This is a genomic window from Nitrosarchaeum sp. AC2 (assembly GCF_013407385.1).
GTDB classification, from domain to species: domain Archaea; phylum Thermoproteota; class Nitrososphaeria; order Nitrososphaerales; family Nitrosopumilaceae; genus Nitrosarchaeum; species Nitrosarchaeum koreense.
Map to the genome: position 1 here is coordinate 1,187,796 of NZ_CP030847.1, position 24,282 is coordinate 1,212,077.

At 34.4% G+C, this 24,282-nt stretch carries 43 protein-coding genes; 12 read left to right on the forward strand and 31 right to left on the reverse strand.

Features of this window, described 5'->3' with window-relative positions:
* Positions 1–11 precede the first annotated feature (11 nt).
* Both DSQ20_RS07115 and DSQ20_RS07120 read right to left on the reverse strand, forming a co-directional pair.
* Positions 12–281 (reverse strand): hypothetical protein, encoded by a 270-nt coding sequence (locus tag DSQ20_RS07115; protein ID WP_179365103.1) that lies wholly within the window; start codon positions 279–281, stop codon positions 12–14.
* Positions 281–892 carry a hypothetical protein gene (locus tag DSQ20_RS07120; protein WP_179365104.1) on the reverse strand — a complete coding sequence of 204 codons (612 nt, stop codon included), beginning with the start codon at positions 890–892 and terminating at the stop codon, positions 281–283. Before DSQ20_RS07120 ends, DSQ20_RS07115 begins: the two co-directional genes overlap by 1 nt.
* Positions 893–1,081: 189 nt before the next feature.
* Here DSQ20_RS07120 and DSQ20_RS07125 point away from each other — a divergent pair, with 189 nt between their 5' ends.
* On the forward strand, positions 1,082–1,843 hold the full coding sequence (locus DSQ20_RS07125; RefSeq protein WP_179365105.1) for a hypothetical protein: 762 nt from the start codon (positions 1,082–1,084) through the stop codon (positions 1,841–1,843).
* Positions 1,844–1,847: 4 nt separating this feature from the next.
* Here the strand turns inward: DSQ20_RS07125 and DSQ20_RS07130 are convergent, their stop codons facing one another.
* The 6 genes from DSQ20_RS07130 to DSQ20_RS07155 form a co-directional block, all read right to left on the reverse strand.
* Positions 1,848–2,246 carry a TrmB family transcriptional regulator gene (locus DSQ20_RS07130; protein ID WP_179365106.1) on the reverse strand — a complete coding sequence of 133 codons (399 nt, stop codon included), beginning with the start codon at positions 2,244–2,246 and terminating at the stop codon, positions 1,848–1,850.
* 1 nt (position 2,247) lies between these two features.
* A complete protein-coding gene (locus tag DSQ20_RS07135; RefSeq protein WP_179365107.1) occupies positions 2,248–2,421 on the reverse strand; it encodes a hypothetical protein in 174 nt (57 codons plus the stop codon).
* A gap of 88 nt (positions 2,422–2,509) precedes the next feature.
* The gene (locus tag DSQ20_RS07140; protein ID WP_179365108.1) at positions 2,510–2,974 is read right to left on the reverse strand and encodes a hypothetical protein; all 465 of its coding nucleotides are present in this window, start codon (positions 2,972–2,974) and stop codon (positions 2,510–2,512) included.
* An 18-nt stretch (positions 2,975–2,992) separates the two neighbouring features.
* Positions 2,993–3,490, reverse strand: a complete 498-nt coding sequence (locus tag DSQ20_RS07145; protein WP_179365109.1) for a hypothetical protein — start codon at positions 3,488–3,490, stop codon at positions 2,993–2,995.
* A gap of 657 nt (positions 3,491–4,147) precedes the next feature.
* Positions 4,148–4,336, reverse strand: a complete 189-nt coding sequence (locus DSQ20_RS07150; protein ID WP_179365110.1) for a hypothetical protein — start codon at positions 4,334–4,336, stop codon at positions 4,148–4,150.
* 255 nt (positions 4,337–4,591) lie between these two features.
* A complete protein-coding gene (locus DSQ20_RS07155) occupies positions 4,592–4,870 on the reverse strand; it encodes a hypothetical protein (RefSeq protein WP_179365111.1) in 279 nt (92 codons plus the stop codon).
* A 64-nt stretch (positions 4,871–4,934) separates the two neighbouring features.
* Here DSQ20_RS07155 and DSQ20_RS07160 point away from each other — a divergent pair, with 64 nt between their 5' ends.
* The gene (locus DSQ20_RS07160; protein WP_179365112.1) at positions 4,935–5,099 is read left to right on the forward strand and encodes a hypothetical protein; all 165 of its coding nucleotides are present in this window, start codon (positions 4,935–4,937) and stop codon (positions 5,097–5,099) included.
* A gap of 253 nt (positions 5,100–5,352) precedes the next feature.
* Here DSQ20_RS07160 and DSQ20_RS07165 read toward each other — a convergent pair whose 3' ends face one another.
* From DSQ20_RS07165 to DSQ20_RS07180, 4 genes are read right to left on the reverse strand one after another with little or no spacing between them, the layout of a single operon-like run.
* Positions 5,353–6,318, reverse strand: a complete 966-nt coding sequence (locus tag DSQ20_RS07165) for a hypothetical protein (protein WP_179365113.1) — start codon at positions 6,316–6,318, stop codon at positions 5,353–5,355.
* Between the two features lie 4 nt (positions 6,319–6,322).
* Entirely contained in the window at positions 6,323–7,243 is a 921-nt protein-coding gene (locus DSQ20_RS07170; protein ID WP_179365114.1) for an endonuclease/exonuclease/phosphatase family protein, read from the reverse strand.
* An 8-nt stretch (positions 7,244–7,251) separates the two neighbouring features.
* Positions 7,252–7,734: a hypothetical protein gene (locus tag DSQ20_RS07175; RefSeq protein WP_179365115.1), complete on the reverse strand. Its 483-nt coding sequence runs from the start codon at positions 7,732–7,734 to the stop codon at positions 7,252–7,254.
* The gene (locus DSQ20_RS07180) at positions 7,727–8,581 is read right to left on the reverse strand and encodes a tyrosinase family protein (RefSeq protein WP_179365116.1); all 855 of its coding nucleotides are present in this window, start codon (positions 8,579–8,581) and stop codon (positions 7,727–7,729) included. Before DSQ20_RS07180 ends, DSQ20_RS07175 begins: the two co-directional genes overlap by 8 nt.
* Positions 8,582–8,815: 234 nt before the next feature.
* Between DSQ20_RS07180 and DSQ20_RS07185 the strand changes: the two genes are divergently transcribed.
* Positions 8,816–8,959: a hypothetical protein gene (locus DSQ20_RS07185; protein WP_179365117.1), complete on the forward strand. Its 144-nt coding sequence runs from the start codon at positions 8,816–8,818 to the stop codon at positions 8,957–8,959.
* Positions 8,960–8,972: 13 nt separating this feature from the next.
* Here DSQ20_RS07185 and DSQ20_RS07190 read toward each other — a convergent pair whose 3' ends face one another.
* A complete protein-coding gene (locus DSQ20_RS07190) occupies positions 8,973–9,077 on the reverse strand; it encodes a C2H2-type zinc finger protein (protein ID WP_179365118.1) in 105 nt (34 codons plus the stop codon).
* Positions 9,078–9,148: 71 nt separating this feature from the next.
* Here DSQ20_RS07190 and DSQ20_RS07195 point away from each other — a divergent pair, with 71 nt between their 5' ends.
* From DSQ20_RS07195 to DSQ20_RS07210, 4 genes are all read left to right on the forward strand, one after another.
* The gene (locus tag DSQ20_RS07195; RefSeq protein WP_179365119.1) at positions 9,149–9,751 is read left to right on the forward strand and encodes a response regulator; all 603 of its coding nucleotides are present in this window, start codon (positions 9,149–9,151) and stop codon (positions 9,749–9,751) included.
* A gap of 45 nt (positions 9,752–9,796) precedes the next feature.
* A complete protein-coding gene (locus DSQ20_RS07200) occupies positions 9,797–10,411 on the forward strand; it encodes a transcriptional regulator (protein WP_179365120.1) in 615 nt (204 codons plus the stop codon).
* 67 nt (positions 10,412–10,478) lie between these two features.
* Positions 10,479–10,916, forward strand: coding sequence for a hypothetical protein (locus DSQ20_RS07205; RefSeq protein WP_179365121.1), 438 nt, complete (start codon positions 10,479–10,481; stop codon positions 10,914–10,916).
* A gap of 242 nt (positions 10,917–11,158) precedes the next feature.
* On the forward strand, positions 11,159–11,575 hold the full coding sequence (locus DSQ20_RS07210; RefSeq protein WP_179365122.1) for a hypothetical protein: 417 nt from the start codon (positions 11,159–11,161) through the stop codon (positions 11,573–11,575).
* Between the two features lie 139 nt (positions 11,576–11,714).
* Here DSQ20_RS07210 and DSQ20_RS07215 read toward each other — a convergent pair whose 3' ends face one another.
* The 3 genes from DSQ20_RS07215 to DSQ20_RS11020 form a co-directional block, all read right to left on the reverse strand.
* Complete coding sequence (locus DSQ20_RS07215) at positions 11,715–12,206, reverse strand: signal peptidase I (RefSeq protein ID WP_255458187.1); 492 nt, start codon at positions 12,204–12,206, stop codon at positions 11,715–11,717.
* Positions 12,207–12,363: 157 nt separating this feature from the next.
* Positions 12,364–12,816: a hypothetical protein gene (locus tag DSQ20_RS07220; protein WP_179365124.1), complete on the reverse strand. Its 453-nt coding sequence runs from the start codon at positions 12,814–12,816 to the stop codon at positions 12,364–12,366.
* Positions 12,817–12,905: 89 nt separating this feature from the next.
* Positions 12,906–13,151 (reverse strand): winged helix-turn-helix domain-containing protein, encoded by a 246-nt coding sequence (locus DSQ20_RS11020; RefSeq protein WP_179365125.1) that lies wholly within the window; start codon positions 13,149–13,151, stop codon positions 12,906–12,908.
* 311 nt (positions 13,152–13,462) lie between these two features.
* Here DSQ20_RS11020 and DSQ20_RS07230 point away from each other — a divergent pair, with 311 nt between their 5' ends.
* The gene (locus DSQ20_RS07230; RefSeq protein ID WP_179365126.1) at positions 13,463–13,660 is read left to right on the forward strand and encodes a hypothetical protein; all 198 of its coding nucleotides are present in this window, start codon (positions 13,463–13,465) and stop codon (positions 13,658–13,660) included.
* Positions 13,661–13,899: 239 nt separating this feature from the next.
* Here the strand turns inward: DSQ20_RS07230 and DSQ20_RS07235 are convergent, their stop codons facing one another.
* The 3 genes from DSQ20_RS07235 to DSQ20_RS07245 all read right to left on the reverse strand — a co-directional run bounded on the left by DSQ20_RS07235 (position 13,900) and on the right by DSQ20_RS07245 (position 15,906).
* Positions 13,900–14,298, reverse strand: a complete 399-nt coding sequence (locus tag DSQ20_RS07235; protein ID WP_179365127.1) for a DUF6036 family nucleotidyltransferase — start codon at positions 14,296–14,298, stop codon at positions 13,900–13,902.
* Positions 14,285–15,376 (reverse strand): hypothetical protein, encoded by a 1,092-nt coding sequence (locus DSQ20_RS07240; protein WP_179365128.1) that lies wholly within the window; start codon positions 15,374–15,376, stop codon positions 14,285–14,287. The genes DSQ20_RS07235 and DSQ20_RS07240 overlap by 14 nt, the downstream gene beginning before the upstream one ends.
* A gap of 110 nt (positions 15,377–15,486) precedes the next feature.
* Positions 15,487–15,906 carry a GIY-YIG nuclease family protein gene (locus DSQ20_RS07245; protein ID WP_179365129.1) on the reverse strand — a complete coding sequence of 140 codons (420 nt, stop codon included), beginning with the start codon at positions 15,904–15,906 and terminating at the stop codon, positions 15,487–15,489.
* A gap of 79 nt (positions 15,907–15,985) precedes the next feature.
* Here DSQ20_RS07245 and DSQ20_RS07250 point away from each other — a divergent pair, with 79 nt between their 5' ends.
* From DSQ20_RS07250 to DSQ20_RS07265, 4 genes are all read left to right on the forward strand, one after another.
* Positions 15,986–16,843, forward strand: coding sequence for a ParA family protein (locus DSQ20_RS07250; RefSeq protein WP_179365130.1), 858 nt, complete (start codon positions 15,986–15,988; stop codon positions 16,841–16,843).
* Positions 16,844–16,846: 3 nt separating this feature from the next.
* Positions 16,847–17,212, forward strand: a complete 366-nt coding sequence (locus DSQ20_RS07255; protein WP_179365131.1) for a hypothetical protein — start codon at positions 16,847–16,849, stop codon at positions 17,210–17,212.
* Between the two features lie 73 nt (positions 17,213–17,285).
* Complete coding sequence (locus DSQ20_RS07260; RefSeq protein ID WP_179365132.1) at positions 17,286–18,065, forward strand: hypothetical protein; 780 nt, start codon at positions 17,286–17,288, stop codon at positions 18,063–18,065.
* Positions 18,066–18,187: 122 nt separating this feature from the next.
* A complete protein-coding gene (locus DSQ20_RS07265) occupies positions 18,188–18,613 on the forward strand; it encodes a hypothetical protein (RefSeq protein ID WP_179365133.1) in 426 nt (141 codons plus the stop codon).
* Positions 18,614–18,661: 48 nt separating this feature from the next.
* Here the strand turns inward: DSQ20_RS07265 and DSQ20_RS07270 are convergent, their stop codons facing one another.
* The 12 genes from DSQ20_RS07270 to DSQ20_RS07325 all read right to left on the reverse strand — a co-directional run bounded on the left by DSQ20_RS07270 (position 18,662) and on the right by DSQ20_RS07325 (position 24,277).
* A complete protein-coding gene (locus tag DSQ20_RS07270; RefSeq protein ID WP_179365134.1) occupies positions 18,662–19,024 on the reverse strand; it encodes a hypothetical protein in 363 nt (120 codons plus the stop codon).
* Between the two features lie 45 nt (positions 19,025–19,069).
* Positions 19,070–19,696 (reverse strand): hypothetical protein, encoded by a 627-nt coding sequence (locus DSQ20_RS07275; protein WP_179365135.1) that lies wholly within the window; start codon positions 19,694–19,696, stop codon positions 19,070–19,072.
* Between the two features lie 4 nt (positions 19,697–19,700).
* The gene (locus tag DSQ20_RS07280; RefSeq protein WP_179365136.1) at positions 19,701–20,228 is read right to left on the reverse strand and encodes a hypothetical protein; all 528 of its coding nucleotides are present in this window, start codon (positions 20,226–20,228) and stop codon (positions 19,701–19,703) included.
* A gap of 8 nt (positions 20,229–20,236) precedes the next feature.
* Positions 20,237–20,530, reverse strand: a complete 294-nt coding sequence (locus DSQ20_RS07285) for a hypothetical protein (RefSeq protein WP_179365137.1) — start codon at positions 20,528–20,530, stop codon at positions 20,237–20,239.
* On the reverse strand, positions 20,523–20,780 hold the full coding sequence (locus DSQ20_RS07290; RefSeq protein WP_179365138.1) for a hypothetical protein: 258 nt from the start codon (positions 20,778–20,780) through the stop codon (positions 20,523–20,525). The genes DSQ20_RS07285 and DSQ20_RS07290 overlap by 8 nt, the downstream gene beginning before the upstream one ends.
* Positions 20,773–21,147 carry a hypothetical protein gene (locus tag DSQ20_RS07295; protein WP_179365139.1) on the reverse strand — a complete coding sequence of 125 codons (375 nt, stop codon included), beginning with the start codon at positions 21,145–21,147 and terminating at the stop codon, positions 20,773–20,775. Before DSQ20_RS07295 ends, DSQ20_RS07290 begins: the two co-directional genes overlap by 8 nt.
* Complete coding sequence (locus tag DSQ20_RS07300; protein ID WP_179365140.1) at positions 21,140–21,586, reverse strand: hypothetical protein; 447 nt, start codon at positions 21,584–21,586, stop codon at positions 21,140–21,142. Before DSQ20_RS07300 ends, DSQ20_RS07295 begins: the two co-directional genes overlap by 8 nt.
* Positions 21,573–21,992: a hypothetical protein gene (locus DSQ20_RS07305; RefSeq protein ID WP_179365141.1), complete on the reverse strand. Its 420-nt coding sequence runs from the start codon at positions 21,990–21,992 to the stop codon at positions 21,573–21,575. The genes DSQ20_RS07300 and DSQ20_RS07305 overlap by 14 nt, the downstream gene beginning before the upstream one ends.
* On the reverse strand, positions 21,985–22,419 hold the full coding sequence (locus DSQ20_RS07310; protein WP_179365142.1) for a hypothetical protein: 435 nt from the start codon (positions 22,417–22,419) through the stop codon (positions 21,985–21,987). Before DSQ20_RS07310 ends, DSQ20_RS07305 begins: the two co-directional genes overlap by 8 nt.
* The gene (locus DSQ20_RS07315; protein ID WP_179365143.1) at positions 22,409–22,795 is read right to left on the reverse strand and encodes a hypothetical protein; all 387 of its coding nucleotides are present in this window, start codon (positions 22,793–22,795) and stop codon (positions 22,409–22,411) included. The genes DSQ20_RS07310 and DSQ20_RS07315 overlap by 11 nt, the downstream gene beginning before the upstream one ends.
* Before the next feature lie 91 nt (positions 22,796–22,886).
* A complete protein-coding gene (locus tag DSQ20_RS07320; RefSeq protein WP_179365144.1) occupies positions 22,887–23,249 on the reverse strand; it encodes a hypothetical protein in 363 nt (120 codons plus the stop codon).
* 764 nt (positions 23,250–24,013) lie between these two features.
* A complete protein-coding gene (locus DSQ20_RS07325) occupies positions 24,014–24,277 on the reverse strand; it encodes a hypothetical protein (RefSeq protein ID WP_179365145.1) in 264 nt (87 codons plus the stop codon).
* Between the last annotated feature and the right edge of the window lie 5 nt (positions 24,278–24,282).

Genomic DNA, 24,282 nt, shown 5'->3' on the forward strand with positions numbered 1-24,282 from the left:
AATTTCAAAGTTCATCTAAAATCCTCCGCGTCATAGTATTCGTCTTCGATTCTTCCACGAAGATTTCTTTCAAATCTAGAAGGATCTTGTCGTGTGTCTATTGGGCTACTCCAAGTGCTTTCTCTAGGTCTAGAGTCGTCGCTTGTAAATGACAATGACAGTATGAAGACAAGTGCTCCTGCAAATGCAATCAGCAACCAAAAAGTAAAGTCATACAATACAGCGCATCCTACAAGTAACGTAAACACGCAAATGAAAAAAATAGTGGCGATGCTGCCCATTATACAGCAGTCACCTTTTGTTTTTTGGTTTGTACAGTTTGTTTTGTTGCTTGTCTTGGAGATTTTGTTGTGAGTTCGAATGGGTCGATGTCGATTGTTTTGATTCCACTGACACAAGAACGAACTAATGACGTAACACATCTGTTGTACGTTTCCCGTGGATCTTCGCAGTTTATTCTTGCAAGATCGTTGACTGAAGTTCTGAACTGTCTGCTGTCAAGGGACAACAGGGAATTCTTTATGATGTCGATTTTTACAACGTCCTCTAAAATTTCTTTGATGATGTTGCTAGTTCTGCCAGGAATTTGTTCTATGACGATTATCACCGGGTCGCTGTACTCTCTTTGTCTTGCCTGCACGTCAAAGTCGATGACGTTAATTGAATCACCGTCCTTTGAGAAGACCGCGCTTCCTCGTGGAATTAATTCTGCACGTCCTGTAGAAAGTTGATTTCTGAAAGAAGTGCTCAGAGTTCCGATGATGTCTCGTATTGCATCCAGACTCACAGGATTGTTAAGAGAGGCAAGGTTGTATCCTGCCTTCTTTATGCCGTTTACTACGTCATCTTGGTGGCTTCCCTCAATTGAGAAGATGGTTTTGTATCCGCTCAAGATGAAGTTACCTCCACGAAACCTTTAGCAGTCCAAAAATAACCAACTACCTTGGGTGATTTTGTGCCTGATTTTGGTTCAACTTTTTGAATCATACTTAGGTAACAGTTACCCCATCTATTAAATATTAGGTAACAGTTACCCCATCATATTTAACCTTACGTAACAGTTACCTAAAGAAGGGATTAGATGAGTATAGAAATTACAAAAAAAGGCAAACAAAATTATGCATATTTCTACCCTGGAAGAAATAAGAAGATCTATCTAGGTCCAATAGATAATCCAGAAAAAATCAATTCACAGAAAGTACTTGAATCACTATCATATGTTACTGAGAAAAACAACCATTATTCTGAAATTGAACAGCAATTGGTCTCATATTTACCATTATTAGAAAAAAACCAATATCTATCGAATCGTTTGATAGAACTTGACAGTTATTCCGATAAGAAACTGATTTCATCATTGTCTGAAGATGCTAGAACCAAGTATTTGGAGAAAAGAACCGCAGAACTTCAGACTAGACTTCGGCAAATAATTCCTATGGAGATTAATCCAAACGCATTAACTCCATTGTCTCCATCAGATATTGATAAAATGTTTGAACTTGAAGAACCTACTCCACATACAGTTTATGAAATTTTTGATGCATTATGGTTATGGTATATTGACAAAAAGAAATCAGGAGAAACACTATTTATTGAATTCACCACATTACAAATAATAATAAAACATAGCAGATACACACTAATGAAATATTTAAAAGAAATGGAAAAACAAAAATTAATAAAAATAAGACAAGACCCTGCAACACGTATAGAACTTAAAGATAGAATTAATGAATTATTTTCAGAGAGAATTGGAAAAACAATCAACATGGCAAGTAAAATAATTCAAGAACGTAATTCTGAAACAATTACAAAACAAACAAAAAATAAAAAAACCAACTGAAAACTCACCGCCTCCTGTACTTCGGCTCGAATATCCTGTATCTTCTGTACGACACTGCGAGCGGTCTCATCGTCGCAACGAGTTTCTCGACTTCGCCGCCGAACTTTCTAATCGACGCAATCTCGGACTCCTTAGACCTTATGGCGCGTCTCAGGAACTTTGAGAAGTCTGTCGGAGTGTACCACTTCGGCGTTCCGTCTACTTTCACGAGACCTCTGTCTTCCAGAGATTCCAAGACGAAGTATATCTTGCTCTGGGGCACACCGCTTCTGCGCGACGCGTCCACAGCCTTCGACCTGCCCGTCACCAGCAGGGTGAAGCAGACTTTGGACTCGTATTCGTTCAGACCGCAGGACATCATCGAGCGGAGAATTTTTCCTTGGCTTCCGTTGAGCAGGTACATCTCACTCACCTCCCGTCTGGGAGAGAGGACTTTCGTCCTCTTTCGTTTCCCACAAGGCTATCCTTCCGATAACCTTCCTCTTCTTGGGGTCTTTTTCTGCTGACTGTATCAAGCCAGTGTAAATCGGTTTGTTCATTTCAAATCCCTCCTGTGGGTTAATCTGGGCCGAGACCATCTCCTTTCCAGCGACGGGCTACCATAATGCAGGAGCGGGTCGAAGACCGGGAAGGAGAATGAAGCGAAGGCCGGGCAGCGGTAAATGCCTAGACTCTTTTAATTGACGCAAATTGACTTTGTAATTGAGCATTTGAAAAAACTCGGTCAAAATCAGAATTTCCAGATATCAAGGTAGTACAGTTATTTTTGGACATGAACCAGATTGTGCTCCATTCAGACAGGCTAAGATCATAGTCAGGATATTCTTTTATGGAATCTACTGAACGCTTGATGCATTCAGAATCAACATATACGATGTGAAAATAGCTAGAATACGGAGGATACAGCGTAGTTATTATTGATTCGCGGGAAATTCCGTGATGTTTGGCCTCAACGGTAACCTCGTTAAGTATCTGGTCAGTAATGATGCAGGATTCGCTCAGAAATGCATTTAGTGGTTCAGTCAAGTAGGATCTAAGTTTTTGTTTTAGTTCTTTGGTATCCTCTCTTTTTAATAATCGTATTAGAACATCAGCATTTACAATTGGTGATCTACCAATGATAGCATCCAATCTTCTACATCACCGGACTTAAGACACAAGTAGTTTGTAGAAAGGATCTTGCATCTTGTCAAATTCGGTAATCTTTCTGGTGGTTGGTTCTGATACAAGATCGGAAAAAACATTAATGATTTCTTTGGCTTTCTTGTGGTCTCCATATTTTACGTCTGCTTCACGTGTGCCTACAGCTGTAATGTTGTCTGGATCCTTGTTAATAGATATCACCATATTCTTGTCATCTACCAAGAGGTAGTGGGTATCAAGTCCTCTCTTTCCTATGTAAAGTTCGTATCCTCTGGAAACGCAGTAATTCTGAAATGTTTTCGGAGTGCGTCCTGTTGCATAAGCATGCACCTTAACTCCGCGTCTTGCGGCATCTTCAGTGGCGTTTCTTACATCATCAAACTTCAAAGAACCGAGTTCTCCTGCAATTATGTAGACGTCATGCCTTGCAGAATCTAACATCTTGACGCATTCTTCACGGAACTTTTCGTCAAACAGACTTTTTTCAATATGGTATTCAGTCATGTGTAATTCACCTAAGCCATCATACTACGATGCTATGTCAAAGGCAGTCTTTGTTCTGGATATACAGTAATTATTATGATATTGGTACAGATAAATGAATACGTATGGCAAAAGTCTGTTTTGACACAGTAATTCCGGTTTGCTCATGCAGTGAATTTTGTTTTGAACTATTTAATGGTATTGAATAATTTATCCAAACTTGAGTGAAATATTGTAAAAATTTGAATTTTAGTAGAAATTTTCAGACGCACAAAATCTACAGATGATATGAAATTCATCTGATAAAATATTTCAAATGAATAACAATGAAGACCAAAACGGAGAAAAGGCAGATATTGAATAAGATTCCAAATTTGGGTTCAGATTGCTCGCACCGTATATGGTGCAGGGCATATAGACAGAGCCTTAGAAATGTCACAAAAATTCTCAGTTTAGAAAAAAACAGTATTAAAATGAGATATTTTAAGAATAAACAAATTAACCATTTTTTGTATAATCTAAAATTAGATTGCTTGATTTCACAGAAACAGGTAAAATGAGACATAATTTGGATGTGATGATTTTAAAACATACTGTATCCAAAATCAAATCATGTTTTTAAATAACATTCAAACAATCTATTCGATACATAAAGAAACTTCTAGTTCATTATTTGATCTAGGAAAACATATTTGTTGTAACTGACTGACCAACACTTGCCATTTTTTTTAATGCTTCATCATCAATTTCAGTTATTATTTTTTCAAACATCATATGTGACATAGAAATACTTGGAAGAATATTGAGTCTTTGTTCATTGAATGTATTTTTGATTAGAATTTTGTTGATTAATGCATTGATTGGCAAGTCATGCTCTTCTGCTTGTGTTTTTAGTTCATCTAGTTTTTTTTTCTAACCTTAAAGTTATTCTTTCAGTGGCAGTTTTTCTAGTTTTTGCGGCTAATTCACGAGATATCATATTTAAACTCCTTCAACATAATATGAGTAATATTTTCATACATTACTACTTTTTCATATGTTCATATATAAAATATTACGTATGCATTCTATAAACGACACAATTCATGACACATAGATAATCAGTTATGTTCATACAGTGTTTTAATGAATAATGTCTACTAGTGCCCAAATAATAGAAACAATCCATAGAAATCCAAGCAAAATCGGCAGATAGATTCCCAACACGATATTTGGTGAAAACCATTTAGTTACAAATTTACTATTTATTGGAACTCCAAAGAAAGGATGAGTTGCAAGATTTTTCTCTCCTTCTCCAATTCCTCTACTTCTTGCATTAAAAATATCTAAATTATTTTTTATATATTCTTCTTTAGAATTAGGATACCAAAAATCATCATTGTCTTCTATGTTTGTAATCATTTTTCTCCAATGATTAGCGCTGTAAACATTTTGTCCAATGATAAAAAGGAAAAAAATAGTAAATATGAAACCAACAATAGCAATAACAAGACTTCCAAAAGAAGTCCATAGAGTCTGGGTGATTACTTGGGTTTTCAAAATAGAGAACGCAGCAAACAAGATTCCATTAAAAATAAGAAACACATTAGTTCGCTCAGATATAAAACGACCTTCATGTATTAGAAGCTGAAATAGTTTATCGTAAAGAAAATGTAAGTCTTCTCTCTTTTTGTCTTCCTTACTCATTAAAAGCAAAAATGTATCATTTGACGTTGGATTTATCTTTTCTTAGTATTAGTACAAAATAGCATTTTTGGCATAATCTGCAGGATTCTGTAATCGGTTTTTATCTAATTTAAAATGTATTAATTGAGTTGTAAATTTTTTCAAGAGATACAATACATCAATATTCTTCAGAAATGCGGTAGATTAAATGTCAATCATCATACTGAAGGCCATGTTGTAATGTATCTTTGACTAAATTCTTTTCTTCCTATTCCAGGTCTAAACAAGTCTTTAACTAACGACGCAGGATTTGTCCATAACATTCCCAGAGCATCATCAGATGAATGACTCAATCCAGGTTTCCACAGCCATGGTGGATTTGCAGATCCTCCGTGAAGTTTTCCATCCTTATCAAAAGTATTGTTTGGTCTTTTCTTCCATCTCTCCCACAATCCCTGTTCTGAGTCAAAGATGTCCACAAGTTCATAATAAAATGACGGATCATATGGAGTTTTTTTCCCTTTTTTCAAGCGTTTAGCAGAATACATAGTTGCTTTTTTTCCAGGATAGTATACGATAACATCGGGGGATTTGTTTAGAACTGCAAGAAACCATCGTACTATTTTGGTTCCAATATTGATGTGTGTTCCAAGGGCATAGAGTCCATGTTTTCCTTCTTCTTGTTGAATCAATGGGTGTTCACCATCTACATCATCGTCAGTCTCCAAATATTCATCAGGGGAAAATTGTTCTCCAGATGATTTTAACAGGTTATTATCATACGAGTATTTCCAAAAATCAAGATGTGCTATTGTGATCATTCCAAGTAGTAATTCACCATTTTCAATTTTTTCTAAAATAATCATACATCCTTCCATGTCATTTGGATGAGTATCATCATCAGCATGATAAAATGAGTACAAGATAAAATAATGAGAATCGGTTTCAGAAACGGCATAGTAGCACACAGGGGTCAAATTCTCAATGAGTGTTTTTCTTAGTCGTTCTCTAATATTTTCAGTGTTCCAGCATTCTTCAGAGGTAGAATTAGGATAGCAGTCAAGATTCACTGCACATAGCAAGTCTTTTTTTGTTTCATAAGATTGAGGGTTTTTGTTCAAACGTATGTACTGATAATCTATTGGAGCCCATCTTAATGCAAGGTCATAATAGTTTGAAGTCACGTCACTATGGATTGATGTATTTTGGATTTTTGTCCGGCGATGTGGAAAACACAGCCCACATTGGCAAGTGATCAGTAAGTTTGAATTTTATTTTTGGATCATTTATGTAAACAGCGCCCATAAAATCAATCACACCACCTTTGACAAATTTTATTGTAGAATCAGGATATTTGTGATATCCAATCTGATCAAAGTGCTTTGTTTTGCTTAGGTTGCTTGGGCTATCTTGTATGTCTTGCTCTATTATCAAGCCCTGTGACTGTAATGCATCAAAGAGACTTTTTAAGATATTTTTTGATTTGCTGCTAGTTTTTTTCATTTCTGTATATACATCTTCAATGTTAAAATCCCCACAAACAATGTAATCAGAATCAAGCTTATCAGTATCAGATGAACTTTTTTTCAAATATTTTGCAATGTTCCGTATCTCTTCTAGTCTATATTGTACGGCAGACCCTGAGCCATAGTAAATATGGACTGTGACTATGATGAAATTGCAGCCATTACTTCTAAATGATGCCATGTATGGCGTACGATCAAACTCCAATTCAGGCGTTACAGTTTCTCTTCCAGAGCCAGGAGACATTACTACTTCTGCAGCAAGTCCAGTAAACTGTACTTTGGACGAATCATATACGAACACTAATCTTTCACTATTTCCAGATGCGTCAGAAAACAAGAAACGGTATTTCTTACCTAGCTGTTTTTGTAGTTTTTCTAATCCACCAAGGGAGTCCTTTACTTCTTGTATTGCAATAATATCAAAATTCTTGCAAATCTCTGAAATGTACAATATTGCCTTATCTTCTTTGTTGTTATTGAAATTTCTAATGTTCCACGTTAGTAATCTAAGATTTCCTTTTGCTGAAATTGGGATATTTGAATCAAATATTTTTTTTCTTAGATTTTTTAGTTCGGTGTTCATATCATAACTCATTTATCATATGTAATCAATGAAAGTTTTTCAAATTGGAGAAGATTTTCAAAATCAGCCATTTCATTATAGCTTTTAGGTATTGGAACAACGGTCAGTGCAATCTTGTTTGTTTTCTTTACTAATTTTTGTAATTGCCTTGTGATTGTAATGTATCGAAATGTGGGTGTGAGTGGGTTTGACCTTCTAATGTCATATGGATCATCGGAATCTTTTTGGGGTATTTTGCAATGCCCAGGTCCGCCATAGCATCGTCCTCCATGACCAAATATGTAAAAAGAACCAACATAGCCAGTACTCTCAGATTTTTTTGTTTTTTCGTTTGCATTTTTGTTGTTTAAAAATACTCTTGCCTCATACGACGGACCAGCATGATTTATCCCATGAAATTCCAGTGTAGCTCTTGTGATATTCTTTGAGTCTTTTAATGAAACTGCAATATCAGTCCTAAAAATTTTAGCATGTATCTCGCTTCTAGCCATTTGATTCTCTACTCCAATTACCATTCACAGTTGTCTCAGTTCCAGCATAATCATATCCCAAATTGAAAATATCCAATGTCTCATCGACAGTCATTCCAAATGGCTCCAAAGACATTTCTCTATAATGATCTGGGATTTCATCAATCCCGTTCTTTTTTTGCCATTCCCACCACAATCTATCAATCATGCAATGGTGAGACCAAAAGATAGGATCAAACGCAGCAGTTGCAATATCAGACATATCCCCTGACACTATCTTACCTTCCTGCCTTGTTTGTCCTCCCGTCCACACATGAATAAATCCGTGTATGTCTTCTAAGGAATCACTGAATTCATCAAAGTGATTATCAGGAATGTCTAAAATTTCTTCTATATCATCTGGGTGCGGTAATGAATCTGATGACCGTAATGATTTTCCTGGAAAACGTCTTGTTTCCCTATCGATATTATGTTCTGGAAATCTCATATGGTAGTTGTACAATGAATTTGGTTCCCCATCTACATCTGTTTCTGAGAACGCATTTGGTATTTTATTTTGTTCTGAGTTAGCAGAGCGCCAATCCCACCACGGCAAAACAACTCCTGGCTCCAAGTCTTGTAGTGCTTTTTCAAATCTATACAGATATGCTCTATGCCATGGTAGAAACAACCTGACGCCGGGCCATCCATCCTTTGCTTGTGGTCCATGCCAACACCAAAAGTTTGGTATGCCGTGAAATCCCGCAAAATACGCATACCCACGATTATCCATTAATCTCATTGCTTTTTTGTAAGCTAAACGAAGTTTTTTTAATTCATCATGAGTTAGATTATTAACATTTTTTCTCAGATTAATTATATCGCTCAAGTAATCCTAACATCGTAAAATAATACTTAAAGTTATTGCGACATCACGTTATTAAACACTATTTTGTTCAGATACAATTGTCTCAAATTTGAGTAAAACCGTAACGCTCCGACGTTAGAGAATCTGAAACAGATCATGCATCTGCAAAGACATTAAGGATTGTAAAGGTTGCAATTATGCACTTATTGATGATGTTTGCATTATTCAAGATAGTAGATATCAGTATAATTTACAATGGCAGAAAGAATAACCATAATGCTAAACAGTGATATTATAAAGAGATTACAAAATGTGCAGGCAAAAAAACTGCGAAAATCTGCATCCTCTGTCAGATTTTCAAGAATCATAAATGAGATTCTAGAAAATGGACTAAAATAACGATATTTGCTTTTTATTCTGATTTGATCGATTTGTGAACTGTTCGTATGTGTCTTTTCAGATTGCCATTTCCTGCAAGTGATTTCTCACAATGAGGGCATTTTATTCTAGAAGCCATCGATTATTTTCATAAAAAGTATGAATATATTATAAGTTATTATACCATAAAGATCAAAACAACATATCAACATGACAAGTTGTATTGTGGTGGATGATGATCAAGACACTGTTAACGTATTTTGCGATATGCTATGTATTATAGAAATAGAAGTTCTTGCCACTGCAAATGATGGTAATCAGGCAGTAATTATGTACAAAAAGCATCATCCGGATATTGTTTTTACTGATTTGTCCATGCCAAAATATGACGGATTTTATGCAATTGAAAAAATCAAAAACATGAATCCAGATGCCAAAATAGTTGCAGTTACAGCAGACTCTACTGCTAAAGAGTCATTATTTCTTGAATCATTAAACGTGACAGTCATTAGCAAACCCTTTGAGATACAGGAAATAAGACAAACCATATCAAAACTCTGCACAAGCGATAAAGACCAAGCACAATTTAAAATTCAATACAAGTTCAATGGAGAAGATACGGTATATTCATGTACAGTTAACTATGAACAATACAAGAACTTCAAAGAACTACCTATCGTGGAAAAGTGTGAAATAATCAAAAAAAGCAAAAAGCAATTTGACAAGTATGCTGATGAGATGCGCAAAGCCATCAATCTGGCAATCAGAAATGATACCAGCCACATTCGCAGACTGTCTGATATGGTAACCTGATTAAACCAAAAAATATTAATATGAAAGTATGAACTAATGAATATCATGACTGGCGTTACCCAACTGTTGGCAAAGTCACTTGAAAAAACAATGCTGAAAAATCTTGGTGAAAATACGGTTCACAAGATACAGGATAGATTATTTGAGAGATATGGCATATCCATAACCCAGTCCATGGAAGAGTTTGAAAAACTAGATTCTGTATTGAGGGAATTTTTTGGAGCAGGAGCTGAGGGACTAGAAAGAAAATTCCTTGAAAGTCTGTGCAGCATTAAATCAAAAAAAGACCAGACACAAAAGAGATTTACCATATATGATCAATCAATTAATCAGTCAATCCTAAAAGCATACAGTGATGATGAGGCATCAAAGATACTAAATGCGTCAATTGGCGAGTCATGGACAATTTTAGAAATGCTAGAAAAATTACAGATTCCGCAGACATCAGGATACAGAAAAGTCAATTCACTAATCGAAGACGGACTCTTGATAAAAGATGGACACGAGATATCTGCAAGCGGACGCAAGACTGACAAATACAAGTCATTGTTTGACAATGTGGAAATTGACATCAAAAACAACAAGGTTACAGTAAATGTCCAGTTTACACAAAACGTTATTGACCAAAGTCCAATACTTCAGACAGTGTATAGTATTTAGTTAAATCAGAACAAAAGATCAGGATAGTTTATGAGTCAGATCTAAAACGAATTCCATAGACATAAAATTGACCACAGAAAGATACGTAAAAGCAGGCATAATTGCAGGAATAGTTTTAGTTGGATTTACAATAGTATTTGGCATATTGCCAAACTCTATCAATAGCTATTCTCAGTACTTTGTATTTACGCCAGATGAGAATTCAATAAAGGAAAAATTTCTTCAGTCAGCAGAGTATAATCTATTTGATAAAAGATTTCCAGATAATACCATTGATTTTTCAATGACAAAATATGATGCACAATTTAGCGCATCTGCTACAAATAAAGAAACTCAAAATATTTTGATGCTTAGCATGTCTATGAATTTTAGTGATGATAGAGTATACAAGTCTGCACAGTGCAGTGCACTTGTAATGAAATCAGGAGTTAGATACAATTCTGATAATGTGATGGTCATGCCATTTTTAGAAACTACAACATGTCTTGATAGCATAAAGCCATAAAATATGATTTATTTTTGTATTTTCTTTTTCTCCAAATGGTTATTTTAGATAATCCCATCTTGTAGTTGTCCTAACACCTGTTTCATCGATAAATGCACAGTCACATTGAGATTGTACATTTGCAATAGAAACACCTAGTTTGGCATAATTAAGCATCAGATAGTTCAAACGATAACATGCATATTGACAAATAGAAAATTACAAATACATGACTTGGTAATGTAATTATCAATTATAAAAAAATGAAGTCAAATATTTTAAAAATTATCGGTATTTCATTCACAGTACTAATCTTAATCGGAGTGGTAGTTTTGTATAATGAGACATATTATTTAGATACAAAAGGAATCATAATCACTCCATTTTCGGATGAAGAAATAAAACTATATCTTGATGAATTCAACATACTCGAGACAGATGTTGTCAAAATTACAGATGAAGATCTGGACAATGTTCCAATAATTGAAAAATTAATTCATCAAGTGGATGCAGGATCAGAGGACAATCTTGATAGAATGACAGGTCTATCGGAATCAGAACTAATAAAATATAAAGAATGGATTGATGGAAAAGAAATTTTTAAAGGGCATCCATTATTTGAATATAATAGCAAATATTATAGAATTCAGTATTGGATTAATCAAGACTTTACAAAATAAGATATATGCAGATTATAAAAAATTCATAGATAAGACTTGAAAGAGAAAAATAAATAGAATCAAAATTTCTCTAATATGTCATAATTTAAACGATCATATAAAAATATTCACGAAAAAGAATTATTAAAAAATGAAAATATTATAGAAATTGGCGTTGTTTTAAAAAAACTACACTTGAAATTATAACCATGAAAATAATGATGTAATTTACAGGCGGATCTAATAATTTTGGCCACGAGCCAAGAGAGTAAAAAACAAACAAGACTTTTCCAACATAATCGCTCTTAGTAATAGGATAATCTATATCTGGAATTGAGGATATGCCATAATCTCCTTTAGTTTTAATTAATTTTGCATCGTCTATTTCAATTATCCTATGTATAAAGATATGATCAGAATCAACAAAAAATTTCTTAAAAGCAATTACATCACCAATTTTCAGACTATTATATGAAACAGGAACTACAAAGACTACATCTCCTTGTTTTAATGTAGGCAACATACTACCACTTGTAATTACATAGAAAGGATTATGGAAATTAACGAATAGAAGCAAGATACAAAACACTACAATAAAACTAAAAATAATTATTTTATATCGAGATAAAAAATGGATCTTGGTTTTATGCATTATCTAAATAGGAAAGACTAGTAAATAATTTTATCGTAATAATGTCCAATGTTATGCAATAAAATTAAAAATAGACAACGTACAAAACAAATGTAAAACAACAGAATAGTAAAAAATAATTGTAAAAAATTATAAAAAATAAAAAGATTGGTAGGAACTACCAATTAATTAGAGTTTCACAGGTAGCACTGTCGCCATCAGATGTATTTCTGCGACATGAATCGGTTCCACTGCCACCAGTTAAGGTGTCTGCAGAACCGTCAGCGCCTGAAGATGAAGAACCATGATAAAGATTGTCATTATCAGCTCCACCATCAATGTTATCTGCGCCATTATAACCGTAGATGTTATCATTTCCACCATTGCCAGTTATTGTATCATTGCCATCATAACCAATGATAATGTCTCTATTTGCAGATCCAACAATTGTATCAGCGCCACTTGTTCCATGACATTGTTCTGTTCCAGGAACAGTAGGACAGTTGATTACCGCTATTGCATTTTGTTGAGCCATAGTGGGTACAACAGACACACCTGTAACAATTATTGCCATTATAGACATGACAACAATAGTTGATGTTTTTTTATTGTTTGACATTTTTCTTGTCATGATTATTTCAATAAATAGAAAGTAATTAAACAACATGAATTACAGTAATTCATAATAGTTAAATAATACAATATGAACATCTTATAAAATTATTTTAGGTAATTATGCATAAAGACTAAACCAGATTCTGTGAGTGAAACAGTATTTTCTGTGATATGTATCAGATCAAGTGTCATAAGCAATTCTAGATATAAAATTAGGCGTGAATAACTTAAATTCGCCTTTTCCATGAGAGGTGTTTTTCGCAGTGGACCATTTTCATGTAATAATTGAAAAAGTATGGTTACTATCTGCATATCAACACGTTTTAATTTTTTACTATTTTTTATTAACATATATAGTATGAAAATAATCACATCATACTAGATAGGCATTGTTAATGAGGGGTGAACAAAAACACATTTTTAAATATTTTGATATGATCTAAAACACTAAAAAGAATAATAAATTGCACAAGCATAAAAAACAGAGATGATTGCAATATATGCAGTGGTAGGATCCGTTTTGATGTTTACATGCATGTTAAATAATATAATATTATAAGGGATCCTAATGACAAATATGACTTCTAAAAACAACAGTAACAAAATATTTCAAATCAGATTTGATTTTTTTTAGTGTCGCGTATCGAGATGAAAGCAAAACTGTGAAAATTGAAAACAAAGAAAATAAAAATGAAATAAAAAAGAATGAAAAAATAAAAATGGTAAATAAAAAATGTAAATGTGATAAAAATGAAATAAAAAAAATTGAGAAAATAATTAATGAAAAAATAAAACAAATGGAGACAAATATGAAAAAATACAAGAAAATAGAAATTGTAAATGTAATAAAAATAGCATAAAAATAGATAGAATGAAAACAGGAATAGAAATTGTAAAAGACATAGTATTGATTGGAAGTGCCCTATTGGGCCTCCTCCCATCTCTAAGAAAGGAATTGATTATGCAAATAATTCATTAATTTGAGTTATCCAAAAAAATTCTTCATTACATGATTTAGATTAATTTCATAGTTTTCTTCTCTGCCGACATAGATTACCTGCTTTGCTCTTTTCTTTATCTGCGCCTTTGTTATCTTGAACTATCTTATGCACGTTGCAATATCTTCCTTGTCCCTTTCGTTTAGTCTGCCGATCTTTGTAATGATGATGTCAAGCGGATCCAGTGTCCTGAGTTTCATGTTTTTCATCTTTGTTCTGACCGGCTTGCTTTTTTCAAGATAGTCCTCTGGCAGGTCCTGGCTGAAGACCATTCCGTTGTTCCACGTATCTACTTTGAACCCGTGTGGGACCAGGTCAAGAACACGGTGAAACTCGCCAAAGTCTTCTGCAGTGATGGTAAAGTCAACGTCTATTGTGGAGGCCTTTGCGTTGTGAAGAGTCATCGCAGTGCCGCCTACTGCAACTACTGTTATCTTGCGCTCCAGTTCCTTGTCCAGCTCCTCAAGAAAGTCCAGCAGCTGCCTCTTATTCAATGACATTGTAGAGCCTCATCTTCTTTTCCATGTCTTTTAGACTCAATTCAATTGCATTCTGGTCTGTCTTTACTTTTTGAACCATGGCATTTGATATTTCCTTCATTATTTGTTGGACTTCTTTTGTAGGTTTGAGTTCATTTAGTACTTTGAGTATATTGTAGAGTTGTTGTATGACTTTGAATTTGCTTGCAAGAAAGACAAGGAGAGAGTAGTTGACTTTTTCATTGTTCTTTGCAAGAATTATCGGTATTGCTTCCAGTCTTCGAATGTTGTCTTTTTTTACCAAGATAGCAGTAACAACATATTCGATTCCAATAGCTCTGCTCTGAATAACTTTGGTTCCCATTTCTTTGTACCCAAATCTTGCCAGATTAAACACAATGTCCTGATCTGAAATTTTTGTAAGCGAAATGGGTTTTTCATCTACTTGTATTTTCATTCCCTTGTCCAGAATGTTTTTTATCATGAGCCAAAATGCCTGGGGGGAGAACAGCACAATCTTGTCATACATTATTTCTTTTATCGGGTTGGCGTCATCGTACCGTATAAAGTTCTCAAAACTTTCTTCGCTGATTAGCAGATAGTCTATGTGGATATTGTGAACCCGTTGTAAAAGATACATTGTCTTTTCAATGTCTTTACTAGGTGAGCTTTGCGTGTCACGTAACAAAATAAACAATTCGAGTCGATTTAGTTTTGCATGTTTTTCCGGCCTGACAGTTATGATCGAACTTATTGCAGGCATGTCTTTTAGGTATCCGATTATCTGCAAAACGAGTATCTGCCAGTCTTTTCTTCCTTCCAAAAAGCGTACTTTTTTTATCAGTTCGACTTGTGCCAGACTGTCAATTAGAAGAGAGTTGTCAAAGTTTAATACTGCAATAGAAGATTTTCCTATTTTTTCAATTCGGATTAGTTCAGATTCTGCCATTTCGTGTATCGATGTATGGATGTTCTTGTAGTCGGCAGACCCGTAGAAGTGATTGGTTTTGTTTTTTATCTCGTTAATTGACATTGGGTTGCCAATCTCTCTGGCAAGTATGTCCAGATCTTGTACGTGTTTTCTTTCATATCTAGGCACCTATCATGGTATTTCTACCATATTACTATGGTTTAATACCATAATATTATGGTAAAAGTACTATAAATACATAGTACATGCTCAGTACAGCCAGGTAAAAACAGAAAAAACTATGCAGTTACAATAAAAGACGATTCAATAAAATTACACATACCACTTGATTTTACGGTTGTTTGCTCATATAGAAAATCATCCATATATTCCGTGTTACATACAGGTTTGTGTTTAAAGATCAACGCAGCCTCTGCTATCTCCCGGTCAGGATTTGAAACAGATGCAAATGAATAACATAATACTTCACCGGATTGTAATTTACCATTCCAACATTCAGTTTTCTTTTCGTGTCCAGATATACGTTCATTTACTTTACTTGATTCGCCTATGTAGATTAGTTTCCTGATTGCAACTGTTTTTTCTGCTGTGTTGTATTTGCAGCAATACACCAAGTATATCCCAGAACTGTTTGGAATTCCCCCACTGTTGATCTCACGCCAGTATCCATCAAACTTCAATTCAATTGCTTTTGCCATAAGAGATATTGGTACAGATGTTATTTATGTGAATATTATGACGATGAAAGTATTTGTACTTGCCAAGTCAATTTGAATCATGGTCAAGATAGTGTGCACCATCAATTTGAAAGGAGGGGTTGGTAAAACATCGATGACCGTTGCTTTGTCAGAATTTCTTGCAAAAGAACATGGCAAAAGAATTCTTGTTGTCGACTTAGATCCTCAAACTAATGCCACCGTAGCTTTGATGGACGATAAAAAATGGTTGGAAAAAGACGAAAGGGGAGAGACGCTCCTACAACTATTCAAGGACAAATTAGATAAGACATCAAAGTTCGAATTAGACAAAGCAATAGTGAGAGGAGTGTCTAATGTTGGTGGGGGGATTGACAATCTTGATTTAATCCCATCTAGTTTAGGATTAATCGAAATTCAAGACACATTGCCAATGATACCTCATGGGAGATTCCATATGACAAGTCCAGTAACAATATTGAAAGACACCATATCCAACAAACTAGATGACTATGATATTGTGTTAATTGATTGCCCACCGAATCTGGGGATAATAACGTTGAACGGATTGTTCATATCAGATTATTTTTTGGTTCCCTGTATTCCAGACATTCTATCAACATATGGGATTCCACAGATATTGAGTCGCGTTAAATCATTTTCCACAGAATCAAACCATCAGGTGACTCCAATGGGAATAGTAATTTCAATGTACAGAGCACAGAGCAGGCTACACAATACAGTAATGCAAGATCTCAAAACCAAAGCAGCGTCAGGAGATTATCCAAAAATATTCGATACTATTATTCCATTAACTGTTAGAACTAGTGAAGCTGCAGATGTAGGAGCTAGCGTCAACACACTTAAACAAAAATATGGATATGGTAGGATATATGATGAATATGATGCACTTGCAAAAGAATTTTTGAGATGTGTGTAATTTATGAACAAAGAAGAAATAAAAAAATTATCAAACATTCTACAGATAATAGCAGACAACTTAGAGAAAGATCCCGATCTGCTAGATAAAATAGAGACCCATTTGTTTAGACTAACAAAAAAATCCAAGAAGACAATAAAACAAAAACAAATTGATTTGTTTGAAATATTATCAAAAGAGGGAGAATCGGCATTGAATGAAAAGCTAAACTCCATGGAACTGATTCAGCTTAAAAACATTGTTCGAAGTTACAGCCTAGACTCATCAAAACTGGCAGAAAAATGGAAAAACAAAGAGAGGCTAATCAAATTCATAGCAAAGAGAATAATAGCTAGGAGTGCCAAAGGAAAAGTATTTTCGACATACTAAGATAGAAGTAATCTGCAAATGGATACTTTATTTCAAATAGTCACAAATACATGAAAAGTATAGGATGGTTGGAATGAAGGCATTTACACCAAGAAAACAAACTAGCGATGAGGTATTCAAGCAATTTGTAGAAGCAACAAGGCAAATTGCAGATGATCTAAACATCACACAAAAAAATGTCAATATAGAAAGATACGAGACTCCGACAGTCGGAATATCATATATTGCAGAAGGGATTAGTAAGAATTATCGATTTACATTTGATCTGAAGACGTGGGCAAAAGGAAAAGATGTTTTAGATGGAAGAATGTCACCTTCTTTAGAAATTTCTTATTCTGATAGTAGCGCACCGTTTTGGGTTCATGAAGATGACTTGAAAGAGTTCATACATCATCCAAATTTCATAAGCAGGTGGGCCGCGTGGGGTGTTTTTAATTTTAATCTGAAACACAATCCTGCAAATTTAGAGTCACTATTTAACGACATGAGCATCAGAGTATACGGAATACCGCAACACACATCTCCAACAATCGGAGAAGCATATCTTCTATTTGGCGGTATTAACAAGTATCATTCTAAAAGATTGCTTGTCTACAAGTTCCGTCATGTCGAACCAGGTGATAAATACAGATCATTTAGCTATGCGTTTCTTTGTTCGCATAACAACTTTCATGATTTTTGGGTATTTTTTCCAAACTGCGGAGGTTTGGATAGCGGAGGAGCTAATGGAGACTTGCAAACTATTGAAGAGTTAATTTCATCTGTAAAGGTAAAAGTAGAAAAGAAAAACTTGGACATAAAGTATGAAGAATTAGAGTCATTTTTAAAAATAAATCTAGTGCATTTAGATTAGAAATAGAAACTTCAGATCCACATATTGTCCGTTACGTATCTTCTGATTATTTTGGAGAAGATTTTGAGGAATCATATTCAAAATTTGAAGAGAGATACAACCAAAAAGACTATGCAGGAGCCATGAGGGATTTGCGTGCTTTGGTACAAGAGGCCATGGAGATTACTTGTGAAAAAAAGAAAATAAGTTTGGGCAACATACAGAATAAAAAAATCATCAACATAACAGACAAAATGAAAAAAGTAGGAATGATTGACGATGTCCTATACAATTGGTTTTTGACATTTAGTTCTGGTGCAAACCTCTCGTCTCATAAAGGATTCCCAACTAGAAAAGACATGCAGAATGGAATAACTCGTAGACGCATAATGACCACTTTTTTCATGGGGACTCATTTGATAAGTGAATTAGCATACATTGTAAACCCTCCAAAACTAATTACAGTCAAGACAAGCAGTGAATTTAAGATAAAAATTTCGAAAAAGAAAGTGCCAACAGACAAGACGCTACACGAGACTTATGATGGAATAAACAAGATGAATATTTGATACAGAAGATCATGCGCACATGCTATTTTTTTGAAACATAATAAATTATCATTCATCTGAAGCTGGAAAATCACCAGGACATTCCTGAAGTTCTCTCACCAAATCATCATCACCCATAACAGGTTCTAAAATAAAGAATCCATCATCATGTTGTTCCGTTCTAATTTCTACAGAACGTGTTTTATCCTCACTTCGTACAAGAAATTGATAAAACCCTAAATTCATAGTTTTTTCTTGATTATCTGTGGAATCAACATATCTGGAAATTTCTTCGGTGTCTTGAACTTTATGTATTTGTGAAGCAGACCAATATTGGTGTACATCTTGTCCTAGACTGTTTTTATGCACAGTTCCAATACCAACAATCACATCGTTATTTCTTCTAGCACATGTTGCAAAACGAATTCCCATAAAAGATTTGAAGGAAAGTGATATTTACTGGTTACTATAAAAAAGTTAGAAAACATAGTTTAACAATTGCCCTAAAAGAAAACTAATTCCAGCTAAAGAAAATATTTCTATTAACTTTGGAAATGGATGTTTGCTTCTTGAACTTGTAGATTGAATATGTTCGCCTAGTTCTTTGATTGTTATTTCATACAAGGATTTATCTAAATTCTTTATTGTTTCACATCTTTTGATGAAACTATCTAAAAGTTCATTTATTGTTATTGAACTGAGTGTATTTTTATTTTCATTAAAATACGTTCTAAGATCTATCACAGAATCAAAATTATAGTTTAATTGAATAGATTTTTGACGCAGATTCTGCAAAACATCCGTAAGATTTGAATCGTATTTTGATATCAAAAAATATCCAGGTATTTCTATAGTTACAACATAACTGATAATGATTGAATATCCAATGAATGCAACAAAATCAATCAATTTAAAATCAATAAAATAAGTTCCAATTGAAACTAATAACACAAACACAAAAGCATTGATGGCAAAAAGAATTGGCAAATGCTTTATTCTTTCATTTTTTTTCAAGTACCCAATTATTATAATGATAATTGAAACAATTATGTGAGATGCGATTATACCGTAGAAAATAATTTGTAATGCATCTGTTAATGCCATCCAATCATTCTACCTTGTTTGAAGAATCGTGAGTCTCTTGTTCAGATTTTTGCTCTGATTGATTATTTTGTTTTTTATTTTGTTTTTCTCGCCAAGAAGTCAAAAGACTTTTGAATGGTTCTTGTGCTTCGAAATTAATCGAGTCGATGATATCTTGTCTTTGAAAGAATTTGGTTGTTCCAACTTTAATCTCTGAAATATATGATTTTTTATCTACAAATGGTGTTACAAATTTTGTCAGATTCTTAGGATCAATTCCAAGATTAGATGACAATTCTCCTGCACTTATTTTTTCTTCAGTTAAATGAAGTACAGCAGCCTTGATTTCAGAGGTTCCTATTATGTTCTTTAGATCATTGATTATGGTTGGTAAATTGGATAGTGTGAGTATTCTATCGATATTACGTGTATTTCCTTTGATAAACTCAACATTATTAGTAGTATCTCGCATATCATTTTTTATTTGCTCTATATCTGCTTGGATCTTCTTGAGTTGTTCTGTCTCGCTATCCTTTGAATTTGATTTACTCATATAATCACCTAAAATCTCTGCTCGTGTACTTTATTGCCGTTTTTCTCTACTGTTTTAATCAAACCTTTATGTCGTAGAATTCCAAGTACTGTGTTTGTGTATTTTTGATCTTTCTGAATGCTTGTCATAATGTCAACAGTTGTATTTGTTCCATCACATAATTTGTAAACAGATTCTTCCACAGAACCAGGTTTTAGTAATTTTGATTTTGCTTCCTCAATCTTGTCTTGATTAGATAAAAGCAATAGTCCTTTGATATCTTCTAGTAAATCTTGAATGTTTGCTAATTTGTCATCAGACATTTTGTCCCTCCACTGGTTCTGTTGATTGTTTTACAGATTCCTTCTTCTTTTTCTTTCTGAGTGTGGTTTGTGTCACGTATATCTGGTTTTCAGTTTTATCTAAGATGACTGCCATATCTCCTACCTTCAGTCCTGCTTTCGTAAGAATTTCTATCTGTTCATTTACTGATTTGTCCTTAATTAGATCAAAGGCAAGAAGTCTTGTTACTGTATCCAGTTTCTTGCTAATGTCTTCCAGTTCTTTACTCATTTTGTTCACCTATTTCTTTAGAGTCTTTTGGCTGGTCGATTTGAACCGGTTTGGAATTTTCTAGTAATACAATCCATGATGCAGGTACGTATGATATACTTCTTGTAGGCGGTTGGTTGTAAGGTCTTTCCACTAAACTTACTCCTTCCAAGGTTTGTAGAAATATGTCTACTGCACGCTTAGTTTTTCCAATTATTTTTGCGATATCATCTGATTGTTTTGTACCGTCGATTAGAACCCAGATTTTTTTTCTATCCTCACTTGTGGCATATTTTTCTAATTCTTTTTCAATTGTAGGACCATTAGTCAAAATCAGAATTTTTGAAATTTTTTTCAGTTCTTTGAGCATCTCTTCGTCATTAGTCATGTGATTCTGCCTCTGTTGTTGATTGTTCATCTTGTTTTGATTGCGGAGTAGATTGTTCTACTCGTTTTGGTAATTCAGGAACATTAATTCCAAAGTCTTCTATGTCAAATGAGCGTTTGAATCTCTTTCCTCCCATCACAGTAACAGATTCACCCAATCCAAATTTTTCCCAAGACTTCCAATAGTTTGAGATTGACATATGAGATATCCCGCCAACTAGTTTTGCTATCTCTTGTGTTCCTTTAGTACTATCGCTCAGATGGTAAATGATCTTCTTAGAGTCGTTTGGTAGCTGGGCCTCTAAAACAGGTTTGATTTCTTTCATTCCTGTAAATTTTGCCCATTTTGAAGAGTCTTTTATTGCGTCTCTAATATCCGTTAAGATGTCATAAACATCTTTCAGTTCAATTGGTTTTTGATTGGAATTACTGTTGCTCATTGTTTCCTTCACTTCCTGCTGCCTGTTCTAATGTTTCATTTGTTTCTGAAGTAGATTCTTTTCCTGTTTTTTGCAATTCAGGAATATTAATTCCAAATTCTTTCAAATCGAATGATTTCTTAAATCTGTTAAAACCATTAACGATTTCATATGACCCAAATCCTAGTTTTTCCCATTCTTGCCAATAATTAGAAACAGATCTAGCAGATATGTTGCCAATTAGTTTTTCAATATCTCTGGTGCTATTCTTTCCGTCGCTTAAATGATAGACCATTCTTTTCAAAGCACTATCCAACTTCAATTCCAAGACAGGTTTGACTTCTTTAATTCCTGAAAATTTTGTCCAGGTAATAAGTTCCCTAAGATCATTATGAATATCCTTCAGTGTTATTTCATCATTAGTCATTTTGATTCTCTCCTACCGTTTCAGACTCGGTTGGAATTTGTTCGATTGTTTTCTGTCTTGATTCCTTCTTTGCGATTGCAGGTATTTCAATGCCGTAACTTTCTAAATCAAAACTTTTGATGAATCGTTCTCCACGACTTACTGGTATTGATTTCATCAACCCTAATCGATTCCAAATACTCCAGTAATTGCTAACAGTTGCAGTAGATCCTCCAGATACTGCAATTATGTCACGAACAGTTCGTCCATCACTCAGATGATAAATGGTAATTTTTTCAGGCGAGTCTAACGTTTTCTTTAGAATTTCTTGCACTTTTTCTACACCGTTGATTTTTGCCCAGACTTTAATTTCTTCAAGTGTCTCCTGATTCTTCTGTAGTGCAGCAACAACGTCATCTAACGTTGCAGGCTTTTGGTCATTGCTCATGACTGGTTTCCTCCAATGTAAAATCAGTGTTTTCTTTTGATTCAAGCGATTTTTGTTTTATTTCAGGTAATGAAAAACCAAACATCTTTGGATCAAATGATCTTTTGAATCGGCTTCCACCGCTGACAGATATTGATTCTCCAAGCCCCATTGATGCCCATTCTTTCCATAACTCAGTAACTTTTGGTTGGTTGATTCCGGTTGTCTTTGCAATCACAGTGCTGGTGTTCTTGCCGTCACTTAGATAGTATGCAAGTGTTTTCTTTTCGTCTGTTAATTGAGATTCAAGTACTTCTTTTACTTGCTTGAATCCCATGAATCGGGACCACTTTGCAATTTCTCTTAACAGTTCAATCTGTTCACTGTTGTCGCTCATTTTCTTCCTCCATGTGATCTTATGTTAGATACTTTCGACCATTTGATAATTTCTCCAAGCAAATGAACTATCTGTTTTTGGTTATTGTCGCTCATTCAAACTCCTCCGTGTTCTCATTGTTGCCAGGTATGTTTACTTGAATTCCAACATCGGCCAACGAAAAAGATCTCTTCATTCTCCTTCCTTCATATTTTTCCGATTTTTCCATGATCCCCATGTTGTGCCATTTCTTCCACAACATTGCGATTTTTGTGCGACCTACATTTGTAATCTTTTCAATGTCTCTAACGCTTTTCTCCCCGTCGCTGAGCTCGTATACTTTTCTCTCTTCATCAGAAGAAAGATTTTTTTCAAAAATTGTCCTCAGTTGTTCCATGCCAGCCAGACGAGTCCATCTTAGATGCTCTGCCATAATACCGGCGATCACATTCAACTTTTCTTCTGTTGCAGACATACTTATTTCACTATAGTTTCAATAGACATTCTAGTATAAATGTCTTCTTTTTCTCTATAAAAATGCCATTTTTTGGCTTTTCTTTATATAACTATGCCTAATTTTATGGATTTAATAACGACGTAATAATCATGTCCATGGTGGGACAATGTAAAATTAAGTACATTTACCCTCAGTTTTGCCGTTAAATTAATCATGTATCTCATAGCCGTATTGTTTTAATAAATTGTCCGTATTTTTAATATAATAAAGATATTTCAAGCGTGATCTAATTCTGATCGTTTGGACAAAAACATTAGAATGACTACTTATACAACATATAATTAAGTAGATAGGATTGAAGTAAAGATGAAGATGTTCTCCAGTATTATGGAAAAACTTCCAAGTAGGCGTGGCCTTCCAGAAAATATTTTTAATAATGACAATTTCAAGAATGATGGGCAGATTCATACCTAGACTTACAGAATGAATCAAAATTGTCATGGTAATTATGACATAACCGATCATATTCTTCCATCAGATCGGTGATGTTGTGCCTCATCCAGGTTTTGTACTGGATCCTTTCAAACTCTTCACGGAGTCGTGTGTCTTCCTTTAGATCAGATGCGGACATTAACGTCCACTTATCGTGAACAAATCCCAAACAGAATCCGAAAACATCGATATCGTAGAGCATGACTTCGCCGAATCTAGAGTACGGATCGTATCCTCGAGCTTCTCCTACTAACTTGCCATTTTCATCGACAAGATACCCTTCAACCTTTTCATCGTTGATTGAATCCCCTCTTGTAGTCTCGGATTATCTTTTGCGCGTTTTCAAAAGACGTGGGCTTCCAGTTCCTGTCCTTTGACGCGCCGACATCAATTATCTCAGAGATGCTGTAGCCCCATTCTGCCATCTGCTCGTCGTTGAGATTTGCGTAACCAAACGCAAGATTCTCCTTTCTATCAAGCTCTGCAATGAGCCAATAGAATCCAATTCGTTCAATGTCCCACTTTTCGTAGATTGTCTTTTTCTCAAAGGGCACTCCGT

Bases quoted from the DNA above. Each gene is read 5' to 3' on its own strand.
- DSQ20_RS07115 (WP_179365103.1), bottom strand. From the start codon at position 281: ATGGGCAGCATCGCCACTATTTTTTTCATTTGCGTGTTTACGTTACTT.
- DSQ20_RS07125 (WP_179365105.1), top strand. From the start codon at position 1,082: ATGAGTATAGAAATTACAAAAAAAGGCAAACAAAATTATGCATATTTC.
- DSQ20_RS07130 (WP_179365106.1), bottom strand. From the start codon at position 2,246: ATGTACCTGCTCAACGGAAGCCAAGGAAAAATTCTCCGCTCGATGATG.
- DSQ20_RS07135 (WP_179365107.1), bottom strand. From the start codon at position 2,421: ATGGTCTCGGCCCAGATTAACCCACAGGAGGGATTTGAAATGAACAAA.
- DSQ20_RS07145 (WP_179365109.1), bottom strand. From the start codon at position 3,490: ATGACTGAATACCATATTGAAAAAAGTCTGTTTGACGAAAAGTTCCGT.
- DSQ20_RS07155 (WP_179365111.1), bottom strand. From the start codon at position 4,870: ATGATTACAAACATAGAAGACAATGATGATTTTTGGTATCCTAATTCT.
- DSQ20_RS07160 (WP_179365112.1), top strand. From the start codon at position 4,935: ATGAAACCAACAATAGCAATAACAAGACTTCCAAAAGAAGTCCATAGA.
- DSQ20_RS07170 (WP_179365114.1), bottom strand. From the start codon at position 7,243: ATGAACACCGAACTAAAAAATCTAAGAAAAAAAATATTTGATTCAAAT.
- DSQ20_RS07175 (WP_179365115.1), bottom strand. From the start codon at position 7,734: ATGGCTAGAAGCGAGATACATGCTAAAATTTTTAGGACTGATATTGCA.
- DSQ20_RS07185 (WP_179365117.1), top strand. From the start codon at position 8,816: ATGGCAGAAAGAATAACCATAATGCTAAACAGTGATATTATAAAGAGA.
- DSQ20_RS07190 (WP_179365118.1), bottom strand. From the start codon at position 9,077: ATGGCTTCTAGAATAAAATGCCCTCATTGTGAGAAATCACTTGCAGGA.
- DSQ20_RS07195 (WP_179365119.1), top strand. From the start codon at position 9,149: ATGACAAGTTGTATTGTGGTGGATGATGATCAAGACACTGTTAACGTA.
- DSQ20_RS07200 (WP_179365120.1), top strand. From the start codon at position 9,797: ATGACTGGCGTTACCCAACTGTTGGCAAAGTCACTTGAAAAAACAATG.
- DSQ20_RS07210 (WP_179365122.1), top strand. From the start codon at position 11,159: ATGAAGTCAAATATTTTAAAAATTATCGGTATTTCATTCACAGTACTA.
- DSQ20_RS07215 (WP_255458187.1), bottom strand. From the start codon at position 12,206: ATGCATAAAACCAAGATCCATTTTTTATCTCGATATAAAATAATTATT.
- DSQ20_RS07220 (WP_179365124.1), bottom strand. From the start codon at position 12,816: ATGACAAGAAAAATGTCAAACAATAAAAAAACATCAACTATTGTTGTC.
- DSQ20_RS11020 (WP_179365125.1), bottom strand. From the start codon at position 13,151: ATGTTAATAAAAAATAGTAAAAAATTAAAACGTGTTGATATGCAGATA.
- DSQ20_RS07235 (WP_179365127.1), bottom strand. From the start codon at position 14,298: ATGTCATTGAATAAGAGGCAGCTGCTGGACTTTCTTGAGGAGCTGGAC.
- DSQ20_RS07245 (WP_179365129.1), bottom strand. From the start codon at position 15,906: ATGGCAAAAGCAATTGAATTGAAGTTTGATGGATACTGGCGTGAGATC.
- DSQ20_RS07250 (WP_179365130.1), top strand. From the start codon at position 15,986: ATGGTCAAGATAGTGTGCACCATCAATTTGAAAGGAGGGGTTGGTAAA.
- DSQ20_RS07255 (WP_179365131.1), top strand. From the start codon at position 16,847: ATGAACAAAGAAGAAATAAAAAAATTATCAAACATTCTACAGATAATA.
- DSQ20_RS07260 (WP_179365132.1), top strand. From the start codon at position 17,286: ATGAAGGCATTTACACCAAGAAAACAAACTAGCGATGAGGTATTCAAG.
- DSQ20_RS07265 (WP_179365133.1), top strand. From the start codon at position 18,188: ATGAGGGATTTGCGTGCTTTGGTACAAGAGGCCATGGAGATTACTTGT.
- DSQ20_RS07270 (WP_179365134.1), bottom strand. From the start codon at position 19,024: ATGGGAATTCGTTTTGCAACATGTGCTAGAAGAAATAACGATGTGATT.
- DSQ20_RS07275 (WP_179365135.1), bottom strand. From the start codon at position 19,696: ATGGCATTAACAGATGCATTACAAATTATTTTCTACGGTATAATCGCA.
- DSQ20_RS07280 (WP_179365136.1), bottom strand. From the start codon at position 20,228: ATGAGTAAATCAAATTCAAAGGATAGCGAGACAGAACAACTCAAGAAG.
- DSQ20_RS07285 (WP_179365137.1), bottom strand. From the start codon at position 20,530: ATGTCTGATGACAAATTAGCAAACATTCAAGATTTACTAGAAGATATC.
- DSQ20_RS07290 (WP_179365138.1), bottom strand. From the start codon at position 20,780: ATGAGTAAAGAACTGGAAGACATTAGCAAGAAACTGGATACAGTAACA.
- DSQ20_RS07295 (WP_179365139.1), bottom strand. From the start codon at position 21,147: ATGACTAATGACGAAGAGATGCTCAAAGAACTGAAAAAAATTTCAAAA.
- DSQ20_RS07300 (WP_179365140.1), bottom strand. From the start codon at position 21,586: ATGAGCAACAGTAATTCCAATCAAAAACCAATTGAACTGAAAGATGTT.
- DSQ20_RS07305 (WP_179365141.1), bottom strand. From the start codon at position 21,992: ATGACTAATGATGAAATAACACTGAAGGATATTCATAATGATCTTAGG.
- DSQ20_RS07310 (WP_179365142.1), bottom strand. From the start codon at position 22,419: ATGAGCAATGACCAAAAGCCTGCAACGTTAGATGACGTTGTTGCTGCA.
- DSQ20_RS07315 (WP_179365143.1), bottom strand. From the start codon at position 22,795: ATGAGCGACAACAGTGAACAGATTGAACTGTTAAGAGAAATTGCAAAG.
- DSQ20_RS07320 (WP_179365144.1), bottom strand. From the start codon at position 23,249: ATGTCTGCAACAGAAGAAAAGTTGAATGTGATCGCCGGTATTATGGCA.